We start from the raw sequence: 15458 nt of genomic DNA, 5'->3' as shown, positions 1-15458 counted from the left end.
GGCCGGCATGACCACGCCCCGGCGCTTACTGTGGCCGCCGCTGGCCGTGCTCGCGCTGCTGGGGCTGGCGGCGCTGCTGCTGTCGGTCACCCTGGGCAGTGCCGCGCTGTCGCTCGCCGACGTCTGGGCGGTGGCGCGCGGCCAGGGCAGCCCCCTGGCGCGTACGCTGATTCTCGACCTGCGCATCCCGCGTTCTCTCTCGGCCTTTGCCGTGGGCGGCCTGCTTGCCGTGGCCGGTGCTCTGATGCAGGTGCTGTTGCGCAATCCCCTGGCCGACCCCTACGTGCTGGGCCTCTCCGGCGGGGCCTCGGTGGGGGCGCTGGCGGCGATGCTGGCGGGCTGGGCGGGGCGGTGATCACCGGCTCCGCCTTCGCCGGGGCCTTTCTCTCCACGCTGCTGGTGTTCGGCCTGGCCCACGGCACCGGTAGCTGGACCCCGTCGCGGCTGCTGCTCACCGGCGTGGTAGTGGCCGCCGGCTGGGGTGCAGTGATCACCCTAATGCTGGCGATAAGCCCCGCCGAGCGCCTGCCTGGCATGCTCTACTGGCTGATGGGCGATCTCTCCTACTCACGCTCCCCGTGGCCGACGCTGGCGCTGCTGCTGGTCATCTGCCTGCTGCTGATGCCGCTGGGGCGCAGCCTCAACGTCATGGCGCGCGGCCCGCTGCAGGCGGCGGCGCTGGGAGTCAACGTGCGACCGCTGGAGTGGACGATCTATGTCGTGGCCAGCGTGCTCACCGCCACGGCGGTGACTACTGCCGGCAGCATCGGCTTCGTCGGCCTGGTGGTGCCGCACATGCTGCGTCTGGTGCTGGGCAACGATCAGCGCCTGATCCTGCCGGCCTGCGCCCTGGCCGGCGGCACCCTGCTGGTGCTGGCCGATACCCTGGCGCGTACCATGATCGCCCCGGAGCAGCTGCCGGTGGGGGTGATCACCGCGCTGCTCGGCGTACCCACTTTCCTCTATCTGCTGTACCGGAGCCGCTGATGAACCGCCTCGAGATCCGCGAGCTGGTCATCGACGTGCCGGGGCGGCGCGACGGCCGGGCGCTCACGCTCAGCGTCGAGCCGGGGCAGGTGTGGGGCGTGCTCGGTCCCAACGGCGCCGGCAAGACCACCCTGCTGCACACCCTGGCTGGGCTGCGCGGGCCGCGGGCAGGGCAGGTGCTGATCGACGGCCGCCCGCTGGCGGCGCTGGGCCGGCGACAGGTGGCGCGTAAGCTGGGGCTGGTGTTCCAGGAGCGCCACGACGGCTTTCCCGCCACGGTGCGCGAGACCGCACTGATCGGTCGGCATCCGTGGCTGTCGGCGTGGCAGATGGAGGGTGGCGAGGACCTGCGCCTGGCCGAGGCGGCGCTCGAGCGGCTCGATGTCGATCACCTGGCCGAGCGCCTGGTCAGCACGCTCTCGGGAGGGGAGCGCCAGCGCCTGGCGATTGCCACCGTGCTGACCCAGGCGCCGCAGATCTGGCTCGCCGACGAGCCCACCAACCATCTCGATCTGCATCACCAGAGCGCGGTGATGGCGCTGCTCGCCGAGCAGGCCGCCGAGGGCCGCGCGGTGATGATGTGCCTGCACGATCTCAACCTGGCGGCACGCTGGTGCGACCACCTGCTGCTGCTCTATCCCGACGGCGAGGCGTGCTGGGGGCCGGCCAGAGACATGCTGGTACCCGCCGCCCTGGAGCGGCTCTATGGCCAGCGCCTGGCCACCGCCGAGATCGACGGCGCCCCGGTGTTCGTGCCCATTAGATGAGGAACGCTGACGGAGCCAGCATCGGGCTGATCAGTCGGGCTCCTCAGTCGGACTTTTCATAGTGCGCAGCGAAAGCGCATGATCCGGCGTCGATCGACGGGGTCTTCGATGATGTCGGCCTGCACGCCGAAGGTGCGGCGCAGCCTGGCGGCGGTCAGCACCTGCTCGGGCGTGCCGAGGTCGACCAGCCGGCCGGCTTCCATCACGCCGATACGGTCGCAGTCCATGGCCTGGTTGAGGTCGTGCAGGGCGATGACCACCGTCACCGGCAGCTGCTTGACCAGCCGCAGGATCGAGAGCTGGTGGCGGATGTCGAGGTGGTTGGTGGGCTCGTCGAGCAGCAGAATGCGCGGCTGCTGAGCCAGGGCGCGCGCAATGTGCACGCGCTGGCGTTCGCCGCCGGAGAGGGTGTGCCAGAGGCGTTCTGCCAGGGGCAGCATGCCGACGTCTTCGAGGGCGCGGTGGACGATGGCGTCATCCTGCTCGGTCCAGGGTTGCAGCGGCGAGAGGAAGGGGGTGCGGCCCAGCTCCACCACCTCCCTGGCGCCGATGCGCTCGTGAGTCTCCGCCTGCTGCTCGACGAAAGCGATGCTACGGGCGATATCGCGCTGCGGCATTGCCTGCATCGGTCGGTCGTCCAGCAGCACACGCCCACGCTTCGGTCGTTGCAGTCCGGCCAGTACGCGCAGCAGCGTGGTCTTGCCCGAGCCGTTCGGGCCGATCAGGCCGAAGGTCTCGCCGGGCGCAATGCCGAGGCTGACGTCATCCAGCAGCTTGTGCCCGTGGATTGCCCAGCCGACGCTTTCCGCGGTCAGTTTCATCGTCTTCTCGTCCCACGAATCAGAATGACGGCGAAAGCCGGCGCCCCGACCAGGGCCGTGACCACGCCGATCGGCAGCACCTGCCCCGGCACGATGACGCGCGAGATGATGTCGGCGCCGATCAGGAACACGGCGCCGGCCAACGCCGATGCCGGTATCAGCCGGGTGTGGCGGTTGCCCACCAGAAAGCGCATGGCATGAGGAATCACCAGCCCCACGAAGCCGATGGCGCCGACCATCGACACCATCGTTGCCGTCACCAGCGCCATGACGGCGATCAGGATCGCCCGCACGCGGCGCACGGCGATGCCCATCGAGGCGGCGCTGTCGGCACCGAAGGTGAAGGCGTCCAGGGCGCGCCGATACCATAGGCACACCAGCAGGCCGCCCAGGGCGGCGGGCAGGCCCAGGGTGACGTCGTCCCAGCGCACCCCCGAGAGGTTGCCCATCAGCCAGAACATGATGCCCCGGGCCTGTTCGGCATTCGCCGACTTGGCAATGATGAAGGCGGTAAGGGCATTGAACAGCTGCGACCCGGCGATACCGGCCAGAATGATGGCACCTGCGGCCTGGGCGCTGCGCCCACCCCCGGTGCCGCTGCCGGCGGCACGGGCGAGCAGTACCACCAGGGAGAACGCCAGCCCCGCACCGGCAAAGGCGCCGAGCGAGAGCGTCACGACGCCGGCACCGAGTCCGGCGATGGTGACCGCCACGGCGCCGGTCGAGGCGCCGGCGGAAATTCCCATCAGGAAAGGGTCGGCCAGCGGGTTGCGCAGCAGGGCTTGCAGGACGACGCCGGACAAGGCCAGCCCGGCACCGCAACAGGCGGCGAGGATGGCGCGGCTGAGCCGGTAATTCCAGATGATGCCGGCGTCGATTCGGTCGACGGCATGCTCCGCTCCCCACAGCCGGTTCGCCAATACCTTGAGAATGGTCTCCAGCGGAATCGCCGTTTCGCCGATCGCGGTGCCGGCCATCACGGCCAGGAACAGCGTCGATGGCGCGAGCCAGACCCAGCGCCATCGAAAAACCATTGGTAACTGCACTGCTGCGGCCAGATTCATCGTTCGAAGGAGAGTGTCGTCAAGGAATCGGCCAGCATTTCCAGGCCAAAGATCGTGCGCATGGTGGCACTCATTGCATGAGCATCCATCTCGATGATGTTGCCGTTCTTCACCGCCGTCATCTCCCGGGTCACCGGATCGCTATGCAGGAAATTCAGCTTTTCTTCGATATCGTCAGCGGGAAAGCGCCGGCGATCCATGCGCGCTATCACGATCAGGTCAGGGTCGGAGCGGGCAATGGCTTCCCAACCGACGATAGGCCATTCTTCATCGGATTGAATGACGTTCTGAATACCGAGTTTCTCCATCATGTAACCGGGGGAGCCGAGCCGGCCTGCCACGTAAGGATCCACCGAGCTATCGGGAGAAGAGAACCAGAATACTGCCGACAGATCTGGAGGAAGTTCCAGGCTTTCGGCCTTGGCAATGGCGTCGGCTTCACGAGCTTCGAGATCGGTCACCAGGGCTTTGCCGGCTTCCTGCACATCGAAAATGGCAGCCAGCTCGGTGATGCCTTTGTAGACGTGCGTGGGGGAGAAGGCGGCGGTACGGGTGCCGTCGCCCCCGGTGCTGTTGTCCTTTGTGTCGCAGTCGGCGGGCATCACATAAGTGGCGATACCCAACTCGTGGAACTGTTCGCGACTCGCCACGCTGCCGGTGGGTCCTACATGCCACTCGTACTGGGCCGCGACGAGCTGCGGTCGACGATTCACCACGGCTTCGAAGCTCGGGTCATTGTCGGCCAGCCGTTCGATGCCGGCGTTGACCTCGCTGAACTCAGGCAGCACGGGATTGAACCAGACCGAGGTGCCGAGCACCCGATCGGAAAGGCCCAGGGAATAGAGAATCTCGGTGGCGGACTGTCCAACGGTAACGACGCCTTCAGGAGCGGAAGAGAAACTGATTTCCGTGCCACAATTGGTAAGGGTCAATGGATATTCCGTATCGCTTGCCATGGCGAATGAGGCGGGAATTAGCGATAATGGAAGCAGGAAATGGCGAGCGATTTTCATTGGTCGGTGTCCGGAATCTGGGAGAATTCTTCGGATGATTTGGCGTGAAACCCGGCATTGCTGCCATCTCTGTCCTCGCGCCGGCCGTGGATTCACTGCCATTGGCCTGAGATGCCGTGTGCGAATGGCGAGGATCATGATTCAAACCTGCGGTAAAATACAACCCCAAAATTTCCTTCGAGGTTGAGGTTTCCGTAGCGTCTTGGCGCTGCACGGAGAAGCTTTTTCCTACCTGTGAAATCTAGAGTTTTCAGTCGATTGCGAGAGAGTTTGCTGTGCAATCAGCCACCGCAGGCACTGAGGTCAGGCCAGGGCACGCTACGCATTGCGCTGGTTGCGGCAGTTCCTTTACGATGGTCCGACTGAAATGGGTGCCCCTGTGTCTAGGGGATAATCGGGAAGTATGGTGAGGCCGTAGGCCAATTCCATCGCTGCCCCCGCAACGGTAATGAGTGAGTCGCCTGCAGGAACCACTGGCATTGTGCTGGGAAGGTGCAGGCTTCGACGTCGTTCTGGCGTCCTCCTCGAGCCCGGAGACCGGCCCATCAATCCATCATCATCCCGTAACGGTGCGGTGGGCACCGAGGAGATGCCGTGTCTACGTTCGCTCTATCCGCCCCTCCCGCGGGGTTGTCGCCGTTTACGACCGATGCCTTGTCGGCCGTGTGCCGCTGCCTGTCCAGCCGGTGCATGGCGAGGCTCCCGTGAGCGAGTTTCCCTTCGCCGCCGTGGTCGGCCTGACAGAACTCAAGACCGCGCTGCTGCTCAACGCCATCCACCCCCGGCTCGGCGGGGTGCTGATCAGCGGGCCGCGTGGCAGTGCGAAATCCACCCTGGCGCGGGCCCTGGCGGCGATCCTGCCTGACGATGGCGAAGGGCGTCGGCCGCCCTTCGTCACCCTGCCCCTGGGGGCCAGCGAGGAGCGCCTGACTGGTAGCCTGGACCTGCAGCGGGTACTCGCCGAGCGCGAGGCGGCCTTCCAGCCGGGGCTGCTGGCCAAGGCGCACGGCGGCGTGCTCTACGTCGACGAAGTCAACCTGCTGCCGGACTCGCTGGTGGACCTGCTGCTCGACGTGGCCGCCAGCGGTACCAACGTCGTCGAGCGCGACGGTGTCAGCCATTCCCATCCCGCGCGTTTCCGCCTGATCGGCACCATGAACCCGGACGAAGGCGAGCTGCGCCCGCAGCTGCTCGATCGTTTCGGCCTCTGCCTCGAGCAGCACGCCTCGGTCAGCGTGGAAGAGCGCATCGCCATCGTGCAGCAACGCGAAGCCTTCGACCGCGACCCCCAGGGCTATGTGGCACGTCACGCCGAGGCCCAGGCAGCGCTGACCCAGCGTATCCGGCGTGCCCAGTCGGCGCTGCCGGAGATCGTCAGCGAGGCATGGGTTTACGAGCACATCGCGCTGGGTTGTCAGGCGGCCGGCGTCGAAGGGCTGCGGGCGGACGTGACCTGGCATCGTGCGGCCCAGGCCCACGCCGCCTGGCGCGGCGCCGCTGCCGTGGCCAGGGAGGATCTGGATGTCGTCGGGCCCTGGGTGCTGGCGCATCGGCGGACTTCGCCGCCTACCCAGGAGCCCGTCAGGCACCCGGACCATAATCCGCCACCGCCGCCGCCAAGCTCCGGTACGCCAAGCTCCGGTACACCACCTGCGTCGAGCGGGCCGGCAGGTCCCGGTGGCGGCACGTCAGGCTCGAGCGGCCAGGGGCAGTGGGGCGCCATGCCGCCGGTAGCGCAGAAAAGCGTCAGCGTGCCGGCCCCGAGCCTGTCGGACATTGTCGCCCATGAGCGTGGACCCGATGGCGTCATGGTTCCCCCGATGCCAGCGGCCAGGCGTCGGGGCCATCAGCGTCGCTCCTACCAGGCATCGCCCCGGCCGGACTGGTTCGCCACCCTGATTGCCAATCGCGGTCGCTGGCCCTGGCGCCGACTGCAGTATCGCCAGGCGCGAATCGTCCCGCCGACGGTTCATCTGGTGCTGCTGGATACCTCCGCCTCGACCCTGGGGCGGCAACTGCTGGGGCGGGCCAAGGGGCTGGTCGAGCAACTGGCCCGGCAGGCCTATGCCGCCCGCGAGCAAATGGCCGTGCTCGGCTTCGGCAATGACGGTGTCACGCCGATCCTGCTGCGCCGCCGTGCGCCCAAGGCGCTGCGTGAGCGGCTCGACAGCGCCGACGGGGGCGGCGGTACGCCGCTGCGCCAGGTCGTGTTGCAGGCGGCGCGGTTGATTCGCCAGTGGCGGCGGCAGGAGGCCGACCTGCGAATACGCACCTACCTGATCACCGACGGCCGCACCCGGCAATCCCTGGCCGGCCTGCCGGCGCTGGGCGATTGCCTGGTCGTCGATACCGAGCAGGCCGCCGTCAGGCGGGGGCGGGGCGAGACCATCGCCGAGCAGCTCGGCGCCCGCTATTGTCGCCTGCCGCTGTCGGCGGGCCGTTCATGGCCAGGAGGCCAGGCGTGATGCAGGAACCTGTCGAGCGGACGAGCGCAGCCTGTCCCGCGCTGTTCATCGCCGCACCGGCCTCGGGCCAGGGCAAGACCACGCTGACCGCGGCGCTGGCCCGGCTGCTGCGCAACCGCGGCAAGGTGGTGCGGGTGTTCAAGACCGGGCCGGACTACCTCGACCCTCAGATCCTGGCCCAGGCCTCTGGCCGGCCGGTGGATCAGCTCGATCTGTGGATGGCGGGGGAGACCTACTGCCGCCAGCGCTTCTTCGAGGCGGCCTGCGAGGCGGATCTGATCCTGGTGGAGGGCGCCATGGGGCTGTTCGACGGCGAGCCCTCCAGCGCCGACCTGGCCGCCCTGTTCGGCCTGCCGCTGGTCATCGTCATGGACGTCAAGGGCATGGCCCAGACCGCCGCGGCGCTGGTGGCCGGCCTGGCGGGCTTTCGCGACGACATCCTCATCGCCGGGCTGATCGCCAACGCCTGCGCCTCGCAGCGCCACCGTGAGCTGATCGAGTCCGCACTGCCTGCCGAGATTCCGCTGCTGGCCGCGGTGGCGCGGGACGGCGCGCTGACCCTGCCGGAACGCCACCTGGGACTGGTGCAGGCCGACGAGATCCGCGCCGAGCTGGAGCTGCGCTTCGAGGCCGGCGCCAGGGCGCTGGATGCCGAAGGGCTGGCGGAGGCGCTGCTGCAGCTGCCGCCGGTCACCTTCGAGGCGCCGCGGCAGGCCGCCGAGCCGCCCATGCCCTCGCTGCAGGGACGGGTCATCGGCGTGGCCCGGGACGCGGCCTTCAGCTTCATCTACCAGGCCAACCTGGATCTGCTGGAGCGCATGGGGGCGACTCTGCGCTTCTTCTCGCCCCTGGCCGACCGCCACCTGCCCCCCTGCGATGCGCTGTGGCTGCCGGGCGGCTACCCCGAGCTGCACGCCGCCCAACTGGCGGCGAACGCGTCGATGCGCGACGAGCTGCGCCGCTTCTTCGCCGCCGACAAGCCGATCCTCGCCGAGTGCGGCGGCCTGCTCTACTGCCTGGAGAGTCTGACCGACATCGACGGCGAGACCCACACCCTGCTGGGGCTGCTGCCGGGCCACGGCGCCATGCGCGGCCGCCGCGGCTGCCAGGGCATGCAGACCGCCGAGCTGCCGGAGGGGCCGGTGCGAGGCCACGCGCATCACCGCTCGGTGGCGGAAGGCACGCCGGCGCCCATCGCCTTCTGCCGGCGTCAGCGCCACCCCGCGCCGGGCGAGGCGATCTATCGCCAGCGCGGCCTCACGGCCAGCTACCTGCATCTGTTCTTTCCCGACAACCCCGACGCCCTGGCCCGGCTGCTCATGGCGAGCGGGCAGCCGGCAAGCGCTTTAGAGACTCATTCCCTTACCCCCGAGGAGTCCCAAGGATGAACCTGAACAAGATCCCCGCCACGGTGGTGACCGGCTTCCTGGGCAGCGGCAAGACCACCCTACTGGCCGCCATGCTGCGCCAGGTCACCGGCAAGCGCATCGCCGTCATCGTCAACGAGTTCGGCGAGCAGGACATCGACTCCAGCCTGCTGCGCGGCTGTGCCTTGAGCTGTGAAGAGGGCAATGAAGAAGGCCGCGACGAGGCGGGCGGCGCCCCGGTCGAGATCGAAAACGGCATCTATGAGCTGGCCAATGGCTGCATCTGCTGCACCGTGGAGGAGGAGTTCCTGCCGGTCATGAAACAGCTGATGGCCCGCCGCGACACGATCGACCATATCCTGATCGAGACCAGCGGCCTGGCCCTGCCCAAGCCGCTGGTGCAGGCGTTCAACTGGCCGGAGGTGCGCCAGCACTGCACCGTGGATGCGATCATCACCGTGGTCGACGGCCCGGCGGTGGCCGCCGGCCGCTACGCCCACGACGTGGAGAGGGTGGAGGCCCAGCGCCGGGCCGACGAATCCCTCGATCACGATCCCAGCCTGCGCGAGCTGCTCGACGACCAGCTCAGCGTGGCGGATCTGGTGCTGGTCAGCAAGACCGACCTGCTCGACCCGGCCGAACGGGCTCGGGTGGAAGCGCTGGTCGCCCAGCGGGTGCCGGCCTCGGTGAAGACCCTGTTCATCGACAAGGGGCTGGCCGAGGACCGCGCCCAACTGGAGGCGCTGATGGGCATCGGCGCGGCCAGCGAGGAGGGCATCGACCGTATCGACAACCACCACGATCGCCACCACGCCGAGGGCGCCCATCACGACCACGCCCACGATCACTTCGACTCCTGCGTGATCCGCCTGGGCGAGGTCGACGGCGAGGCCCTGGCGGCGCGCCTGCAGCAGCTGCTGCAGCATCACGAGATCTATCGCGCCAAGGGCTTCGCGGCGATTCCCGGCAAGCCCATGCGCCGGGTGATCCAGGCCGTGGGCGAACGTCTGGACGGCTACTTCGACCGGCTGTGGGGGCAGGACGAGCCGCGCGCCACCCAGCTCGTCTTCATCGGCAAGGGGCTGGATGGCGCGGCGCTGCACGCCGCCCTGGCGGACGTCGAGATCGCGACGAGCGCCTGATGCATCTCTTCGCCGCCAAGCCGGGGGGCTTCGTCGACGACGAGGGTATCGTCGATCTGCAGCAGAGCCCCGCCGAGATCGTCATCCTGTCGGCCGCCGACAGCAGCCTGTCGGCCCTGGCCCAGGCGGCGGAGCGCTTGGCCGAGGCGGGCGGCGAGGGATTTCCCTCGCTGCGCCTGGCCAACTGGATGAACCTGATCAAGCCGGCCGCCTACGACCTCTACGAGGACCGGGTGCTGGAACAGGCGCGGCTGGTGATCGTCTCGCTGCTGGGCGGCAGCGGATACTGGCGCTACGGCTTTGATCGCCTACTGGCCTGGGCCGCTGCCGACCGGCGCCGTCAGCTGATCCTGGTGCCGGGCTGCGACGCCCCGGACGACGCCCTGCTGGCGGACTCCAGCGTGCCTGTCGCCACGGCCCATCGGGTGTGGCGCTACCTGCGCGAGGGTGGGGTCGACAACGCCGAGCAGCTGCTGCGCTGTGTCGGTAGCGAGTGCCTTGGGCTGCCGCTGGCGTGGCGCGAGCCTCAGGCGCTGCCCGCGGCGCTGCTCTATTTGCCCGCAACGCCCGCTCGGCAATCCCCGCACGGCCAGCCGGCGGTGACACTCAACGAGTGGCGAAGGCAGCAGGATGGGACGCGCCCGGTCTGTCTGCTGCTGTTCTATCGCAGCCATCTACAGGGCGCCAACACCGCGGTGCTGGATGGCCTGCTCGAGGTGCTCGAGGCCCAGGGGTTCGCGCCTCTGGCGGTGGCGGTGGCCTCGCTCAAGGAGCCGGCCTGCCTGGCCTTCGTCAACCACCTGATCGAGCAGACCGGGGCCGGCATCGTGATCAACACCACCGGCTTCTCGGTCAATCGCCATGCCGACGAGAGCGAGGCGCCGCTGGAAGAGCAGCTCGACCAGGACCTCGCGGGGCTCTTCGTCGGTCGGCCGGTGGTGCTGCAAGCGATCCTTTCCAGCAGCACCGAGGAGGACTGGCAGGCCGAGGCCGGCGGCCTGCGCAGCCGCGACATGGCCATGCAGGTGGTACTGCCGGAGATGGATGGCCGCATCCTGACCCGGGCGGTGGGCTTCAAGAGCGAGGCCCACTACAGCGAGCGCTGCCAACTGCCGGTGATCCGCCACGTCCTGCACCCCGAGCGCGCCGCCTTCGTCGCCCGGCTGGCGCGGCGCTTCAGCGACCTGCAGCGCACGCCGAACCGGCACAAGCGTCTGGCGCTGGTGCTGGCCAACTACCCCAACCGCGACGGCCGCATCGGCAACGGCGTCGGCCTCGATACGCCGGCCTCGACGCTGGCGATCCTGCGCGCCCTGGCCGCGGCGGGCTATCCGGTCGACGACCTGCCGGCGGATGGCGATGCCCTGATACGGCGGTTGCAGGCGGGGGTGACCAACGACCCCCGCGGGCTGGACCAGCGCGGCTGCTGGCAGAGCATCGCCCTTGATGACTACCTGGCCTGGTTCCGGACCCTGCCGCAGGCCCTGCAGGAGGCGGTGTGGCGGCGCTGGGGCGCACCCAGCGAGGACCCCAAGCATCGCCAGGGCCGGCTGATGATCGCCGGCATTCGCCTGGGCGAAACCTTCGTCGGCATCCAGCCGCTACGCGACCTGGGTGACGATCCGCTCCAGAGCTACCACGACAGCGAGCTGGTGCCGCCCCACAGCTACCTGGCCTTCTATCTCTGGCTGCGCGAGCACTACCGGGTGGATGCGCTGATCCACGTCGGCAAGCACGGTAACCTGGAGTGGCTGCCGGGCAAGAGCGCGGCGCTCTCCGCCGAGTGCTGGCCGGACGTCGCCCTGGGGCCGCTGCCGCACTTCTATCCCTTCATCGTCAACGACCCGGGCGAGGGCGCCCAGGCCAAGCGCCGCAGCCAGGCGGTGATCGTCGATCACCTGATGCCGCCGCTGGCCCGTGCCGAACTCTACGGCGCCATGGCCGAACTCGAGGCGCTGACCGACGAGTACTACCAGGCCCTGGGCATGGATCCGCGACGCGAGACCCTGCTGCGCGAGCGCATCCTCGTCCACCTGCGCGACACCGGCATCGACCGCGAACTGGCGCAGGGCAGAACAGGCGGGGAGGTGGCCGGGGAGGTGGATGACGAGCGCCTGCTCAACGAGCTGGACACCTATCTGTGCGACATCAAGGAGGCGCAGATCCGCCACGGCCTGCACGTGCTGGGCAGCCTGCCGCCGCGGGACAAGCTGGCCGGGACCTTGGTCGCCATCCTGCGGCTGCCGCGGGGCGATCAGCCGGCCCAGCGCGGCCTGTTGCACAACCTGGCCGCCGACCTGGGGTTGCCGCCGGCATTCGACCCCCTGGCGGCCGGGGCCGAGCCCTGGCACGGCCCGCGGCCGGCGGCGCTGGCCGAGCTGGATGATTCCCCCTGGCGCAGCGCTGCCGATACCCGCGAGCGCCTGGAGCGGCTCGCCCACCGCCTGGTGGAGACGCACGTCGTGGCGGAGGGCTGCCTGGCCAGCCTGGCCCATGACTATCCGGCCACCGCCGAGCAGTTGCGCCATGTGCGCAGCGGGCTCTGGGCGGCCATGCAGCGCGGCGTCGAGATGGAGATCCAGTCGCTGCTGGCCGGCCTCGCGGGGCGTTTCGTTCCGCCCGGGCCGAGCGGTGCGCCCAGTCGCGGGCGTCTGGACGTGCTGCCCACCGGGCGCAACTTCTTCAGCGTCGACAACCGCTCGATTCCGTCGCCGGCCGCCTGGTCGCTGGGCGAGGTCTCGGCCCGGGCCTTCGTCGAGCGCTACCTGCAGGATCACGGCGACTATCCGCGGCGGCTGGGCCTGTCGATCTGGGGCACCGCCACCATGCGCACCGGCGGCGACGACATCGCCCAGGCTTTCGCCCTGATGGGCGTGCGGCCGGTGTGGTCGCTGGGCTCGCGGCGGGTGATCGACGTCGAGGTGATTCCCGCCATGCTGTTGGGGCGGCCGCGGGTGGACGTCACCCTGCGGGTCTCCGGCTTCTTCCGCGACGCCTTCGCCAACGTCATCCGCCTGTTCGACCGGGCGGTACGGGCGGTGGCCGAGTACCAGGAGCCGGGGGAGGCCAACACCATCCGTGCGGCGGTCATGGCGCGCCGGCAGGAGCTCGAGGCGCAGGGCCGCTCCCCTGAGCAGGCGGCGCGGGAGGCCGGCTATCGGGTCTTCGGCAGCCGGCCCGGCGAGTACGGCACCGGCCTCAACCGGCTGCTCGACGAGCGCGCCTGGCGGCACGCCGATGACCTGGCCGACGCCTACCTGGCGAGCGGAGCCTACGCCTACGGCCAGTTTCCCGAGTCGGGGGTGGCGGCCCGGGCGGCCTTCGAGCACCAACTCGAAGGGCTGGAGGCGGTGATGCACAACCAGGACAACCGCGAGCACGACATCCTCGACTCCAACGGCTACTACGCCTTCCAGGGCGGCATGGCCAACGCCAGCCGCGCCCTCAGCGGCCAGGCACCGAGCATCTATCACGCCGATCATGCCAATCCGGCGCGACCGCGCATGCGCAGCCTCGAGCAGGAACTGGCCCGGGTGATCCGCTCCCGGGTGCTCAACCCCAAGTGGATCGAGGCCATGCGCGAACACGGCTACAAGGGGGCTGCGGAGATGGCGGCAACGGTGGACTACCTGTTCGCCTACGACGCCACCACCGACTTGGTGGCCGACTACCAGTATGCCCAGGTCAGCCAGGCGCTGGTGTTGGATGACGAGAACCAGGCGTTCCTGCGCAAGCACAATCCGGCGGCCATGGAGGAGATGGCCGAGCGCCTGCTCGAGGCCATCCAGCGCGGCCTGTGGCGGGAGCCCGGCGAACAGGGCCCGGCCCTGCAGGACCTGCTGCTGGAGATCGACGAAACCCGGGAGGTGGCGGCGCCATGACGAACCAGGCGAATCGGCCGGCGGGCGCGCCGCGCATCAAGGGCTGGTGTCCCGGCGCCTGGCGCCCCATGGCTTCCGGCGATGGGCTACTGGTGCGCGTGCGCCCCCCGCTGGGGCGGCTCACCCGGCACCAGATGCTGGCCCTGTGCGAGGCGGCCGAGACCTTCGGCAGCGGCCTGATCGAACTCACCAATCGGGCCAACCTGCAGCTGCGCGGCGTATCCGACGCCAGCTGGCCCGGGCTGATGACCTTTCTCGTCGAGCACGGCCTGGTGGCGGCAGACCCGCAGGAGGAGCGTCGGCTGCCGCTGTTGCTGGCGCCCGACTGGCAGCCGGGCGACGCCACCCATGAGGTGGCGCGACGCTTGGAAGCCCGGCTCGATGCGCTGCCGGCACTGCCGGCCAAGATGGGCGTGGCCATCGATGCCGGCGCCGTGCCGCTGCTGGGCGAAGTCTCGGCGGATTTCCGTATCGAACGCTCGCTGGAAGGGGGCTTGGAAAGGGGCTTGGAAGGGGGCTTGCCGGCGCAGTCTTCGGGCGCCTTGCTCGTCCGTGCCGACGGGCGGGAAAAGGGCACCCCGGTGGACTCGCCCGCGGCCGCCGTCGAGCTGCTGATTTGCCTGCTGCACTGGTTCGTCGACAGCGGCGGGATCGACGCCGGCCGCATGCGTCGGCACCCGGCGCCGCTGCCGCCCTGGGCGCCTGCTACGCAGCGGCCTGCCGCCGCCGGTTGCGTGCCGGCCCTGGGACAGCACGCCTGGGGCCGGGTGCTGGGCCTGCCGTTCGGGCGGGCACCGGCGGCGACGCTGCGGGCCCTGATCGTGGCGGAGTCAGTCGTGGCGGCGTCAGCCTCGTCGGATTCGGTCGGCGCCGTGCGGCTCACCCCCTGGCGGCGGCTGCTGGTAGAGGGCTTTCCCGTCGGGGCGTCTTCGCCGCCGGGGCTGCTGGAGAGCGAGAGCGATCCGCGCCTGGCCATGCAGGCCTGTCCGGGCGCGCCCTACTGCGAGCAGGCCAGCGTGGCGACCCTGGGCCTGGCTCAGGAATTGACCGAACGGCTGGACGGCCAGGGATCGCGCAGCGTGCACCTGTCCGGCTGCGTCAAGGGCTGCGCCTGCCAGGCGCCGACGGACCTCTGCCTGACCGGCCGGGAGGGACGCTTCGACCTGATCGTCGGCGGTCGCGCCGATGGGACGCCGGTGGCCACCGGCCTGGATGAATCCGAGGCGCTGGAAACGATTTCAAGGCGGTGGGCTAGATGAGCGCCGGGGACCAAAGCTCCCGGTGGACAAGAACACTGATGGTGAATCTGGAGAGAATGAATGCCTCACGTCTATGAAACGGACGGCCCGGCCATCTACCGGGAGTCCTTTTCCATCATCCGGCGCGAGGCCGAGTTGGCGCGCTTCGCGCCGGAGGAGGAGCCGGTGGCGGTGCGCATGATCCATGCCGCCGGGCTGGTGGAACTCGCCGCGCATATCCATTTCCGCGGCGATGCGGTGAACCGGGCCCGGACGGCGCTGGAGCAGGGCGCTCCCATCCTGTGCGATGCACGCATGGTCTCCGAGGGCATCACTCGCAAGCGCCTGCCGGCGGACAACGCCGTCATCTGCACCCTGCACGACGAGTGCGTGCCCGAGCTGGCCCGGGAGCTGGACACCACCCGCTCGGCGGCGGCGCTGGAGCTGTGGCGGCCCCATCTCGACGGGGCGGTGGTGGCGATCGGCAATGCGCCCACCGCGCTGTTCCACCTGCTCAACATGCTGGAAGACCCGGCGTGCCCGCGTCCGGCGGCGATCATCGGCTGTCCGGTGGGCTTCGTGGGGGCCGCCGAATCCAAGCAGGCCCTGTGGGAGAGCGCCGCGGCTCCCTGCGTGATCGTCGAAGGCCGCCTCGGCGGCAGCGCGGTGACGGTGGCCGCCCTCAATGCCATGGCGGATCGCAGCGAATGAGC

Annotated in this window: 10 protein-coding genes, 1 pseudogene and 1 riboswitch; of the genes and pseudogenes, 8 read left to right on the top strand and 3 right to left on the bottom strand. The window is 69.5% G+C overall.

The features are described 5' to 3' along the window. Nucleotides 1-7: 7 nt before the first annotated feature. Together EKK97_RS15525 and EKK97_RS15520 are read left to right on the top strand one after the other, a co-directional pair. Nucleotides 8-987: pseudogene (locus EKK97_RS15525) on the top strand (FecCD family ABC transporter permease). Continuing rightward, the gene (locus EKK97_RS15520; RefSeq protein WP_159553204.1) at nt 987-1754 is read left to right on the top strand and encodes an ABC transporter ATP-binding protein; all 768 of its coding nucleotides are present in this window, start codon (nt 987-989) and stop codon (nt 1752-1754) included. Before EKK97_RS15525 ends, EKK97_RS15520 begins: the two are co-directional and overlap by 1 nt. 56 nt (nt 1755-1810) lie before the next feature. On the opposite strand, the gene EKK97_RS15515 is transcribed toward EKK97_RS15520, so the two are convergent. Genes EKK97_RS15515 through EKK97_RS15505 form a run of 3 tightly spaced genes read right to left on the bottom strand, consistent with a single transcriptional unit; the run spans nt 1811 to nt 4790 of the window. Further along, nucleotides 1811-2575, bottom strand: a complete 765-nt coding sequence (locus EKK97_RS15515; RefSeq protein ID WP_159553202.1) for an ABC transporter ATP-binding protein — start codon at nt 2573-2575, stop codon at nt 1811-1813. Then, on the bottom strand, nt 2572-3609 hold the full coding sequence (locus tag EKK97_RS15510) for a FecCD family ABC transporter permease (protein ID WP_234287162.1): 1038 nt from the start codon (nt 3607-3609) through the stop codon (nt 2572-2574). The genes EKK97_RS15515 and EKK97_RS15510 overlap by 4 nt, the downstream gene beginning before the upstream one ends. 26 nt (nt 3610-3635) lie before the next feature. Beyond that, on the bottom strand, nt 3636-4790 hold the full coding sequence (locus tag EKK97_RS15505) for an ABC transporter substrate-binding protein (protein WP_479688631.1): 1155 nt from the start codon (nt 4788-4790) through the stop codon (nt 3636-3638). Between the two features lie 214 nt (nt 4791-5004). After that, nucleotides 5005-5210, top strand: a riboswitch (cobalamin riboswitch). Between the two features lie 146 nt (nt 5211-5356). On the opposite strand from EKK97_RS15505, the gene EKK97_RS15500 reads away from it, so the two are divergent. Genes EKK97_RS15500 through EKK97_RS15475 form a run of 6 tightly spaced genes read left to right on the top strand, consistent with a single transcriptional unit; the run spans nt 5357 to nt 15456 of the window. Then, nucleotides 5357-7117, top strand: a complete 1761-nt coding sequence (locus EKK97_RS15500; RefSeq protein WP_201296902.1) for an AAA family ATPase — start codon at nt 5357-5359, stop codon at nt 7115-7117. Further along, entirely contained in the window at nt 7117-8505 is a 1389-nt protein-coding gene (locus EKK97_RS15495) for a cobyrinic acid a,c-diamide synthase CobB (protein ID WP_159555820.1), read from the top strand. The genes EKK97_RS15500 and EKK97_RS15495 overlap by 1 nt, the downstream gene beginning before the upstream one ends. Beyond that, a complete protein-coding gene (gene cobW, locus EKK97_RS15490) occupies nt 8502-9626 on the top strand; it encodes a cobalamin biosynthesis protein CobW (RefSeq protein WP_159553196.1) in 1125 nt (374 codons plus the stop codon). The genes EKK97_RS15495 and cobW overlap by 4 nt, the downstream gene beginning before the upstream one ends. Further along, nucleotides 9626-13507 carry a cobaltochelatase subunit CobN gene (gene cobN, locus EKK97_RS15485; RefSeq protein ID WP_159553194.1) on the top strand — a complete coding sequence of 1294 codons (3882 nt, stop codon included), beginning with the start codon at nt 9626-9628 and terminating at the stop codon, nt 13505-13507. Before cobW ends, cobN begins: the two co-directional genes overlap by 1 nt. Then, nucleotides 13504-14766, top strand: a complete 1263-nt coding sequence (locus EKK97_RS15480) for a cobalamin biosynthesis protein CobG (protein WP_159553192.1) — start codon at nt 13504-13506, stop codon at nt 14764-14766. Before cobN ends, EKK97_RS15480 begins: the two co-directional genes overlap by 4 nt. A 60-nt stretch (nt 14767-14826) precedes the next feature. Further along, the gene (locus tag EKK97_RS15475; RefSeq protein WP_159553190.1) at nt 14827-15456 is read left to right on the top strand and encodes a precorrin-8X methylmutase; all 630 of its coding nucleotides are present in this window, start codon (nt 14827-14829) and stop codon (nt 15454-15456) included. Nucleotides 15457-15458 lie beyond the last annotated feature (2 nt).

It is taken from the genome of Billgrantia tianxiuensis (genome assembly GCF_009834345.1).
Lineage (GTDB): Bacteria > Pseudomonadota > Gammaproteobacteria > Pseudomonadales > Halomonadaceae > Halomonas > Halomonas tianxiuensis.
The sequence above is the reverse complement of the archived record's forward strand: the minus strand, read 5'-3'. Positions and strand labels throughout refer to the sequence as shown.

Excerpts from the sequence above, each read along its gene's own strand:
- EKK97_RS15520 (WP_159553204.1), top strand. The coding sequence starts at position 987 with ATGAACCGCCTCGAGATCCGCGAGCTGGTCATCGACGTGCCGGGGCGG.
- EKK97_RS15515 (WP_159553202.1), bottom strand. The coding sequence starts at position 2,575 with ATGAAACTGACCGCGGAAAGCGTCGGCTGGGCAATCCACGGGCACAAG.
- EKK97_RS15510 (WP_234287162.1), bottom strand. The coding sequence starts at position 3,609 with ATGGTTTTTCGATGGCGCTGGGTCTGGCTCGCGCCATCGACGCTGTTC.
- EKK97_RS15505 (WP_479688631.1), bottom strand. The coding sequence starts at position 4,790 with ATGATCCTCGCCATTCGCACACGGCATCTCAGGCCAATGGCAGTGAAT.
- EKK97_RS15495 (WP_159555820.1), top strand. The coding sequence starts at position 7,117 with ATGCAGGAACCTGTCGAGCGGACGAGCGCAGCCTGTCCCGCGCTGTTC.
- cobW (WP_159553196.1), top strand. The coding sequence starts at position 8,502 with ATGAACCTGAACAAGATCCCCGCCACGGTGGTGACCGGCTTCCTGGGC.
- cobN (WP_159553194.1), top strand. The coding sequence starts at position 9,626 with ATGCATCTCTTCGCCGCCAAGCCGGGGGGCTTCGTCGACGACGAGGGT.
- EKK97_RS15480 (WP_159553192.1), top strand. The coding sequence starts at position 13,504 with ATGACGAACCAGGCGAATCGGCCGGCGGGCGCGCCGCGCATCAAGGGC.
- EKK97_RS15475 (WP_159553190.1), top strand. The coding sequence starts at position 14,827 with ATGCCTCACGTCTATGAAACGGACGGCCCGGCCATCTACCGGGAGTCC.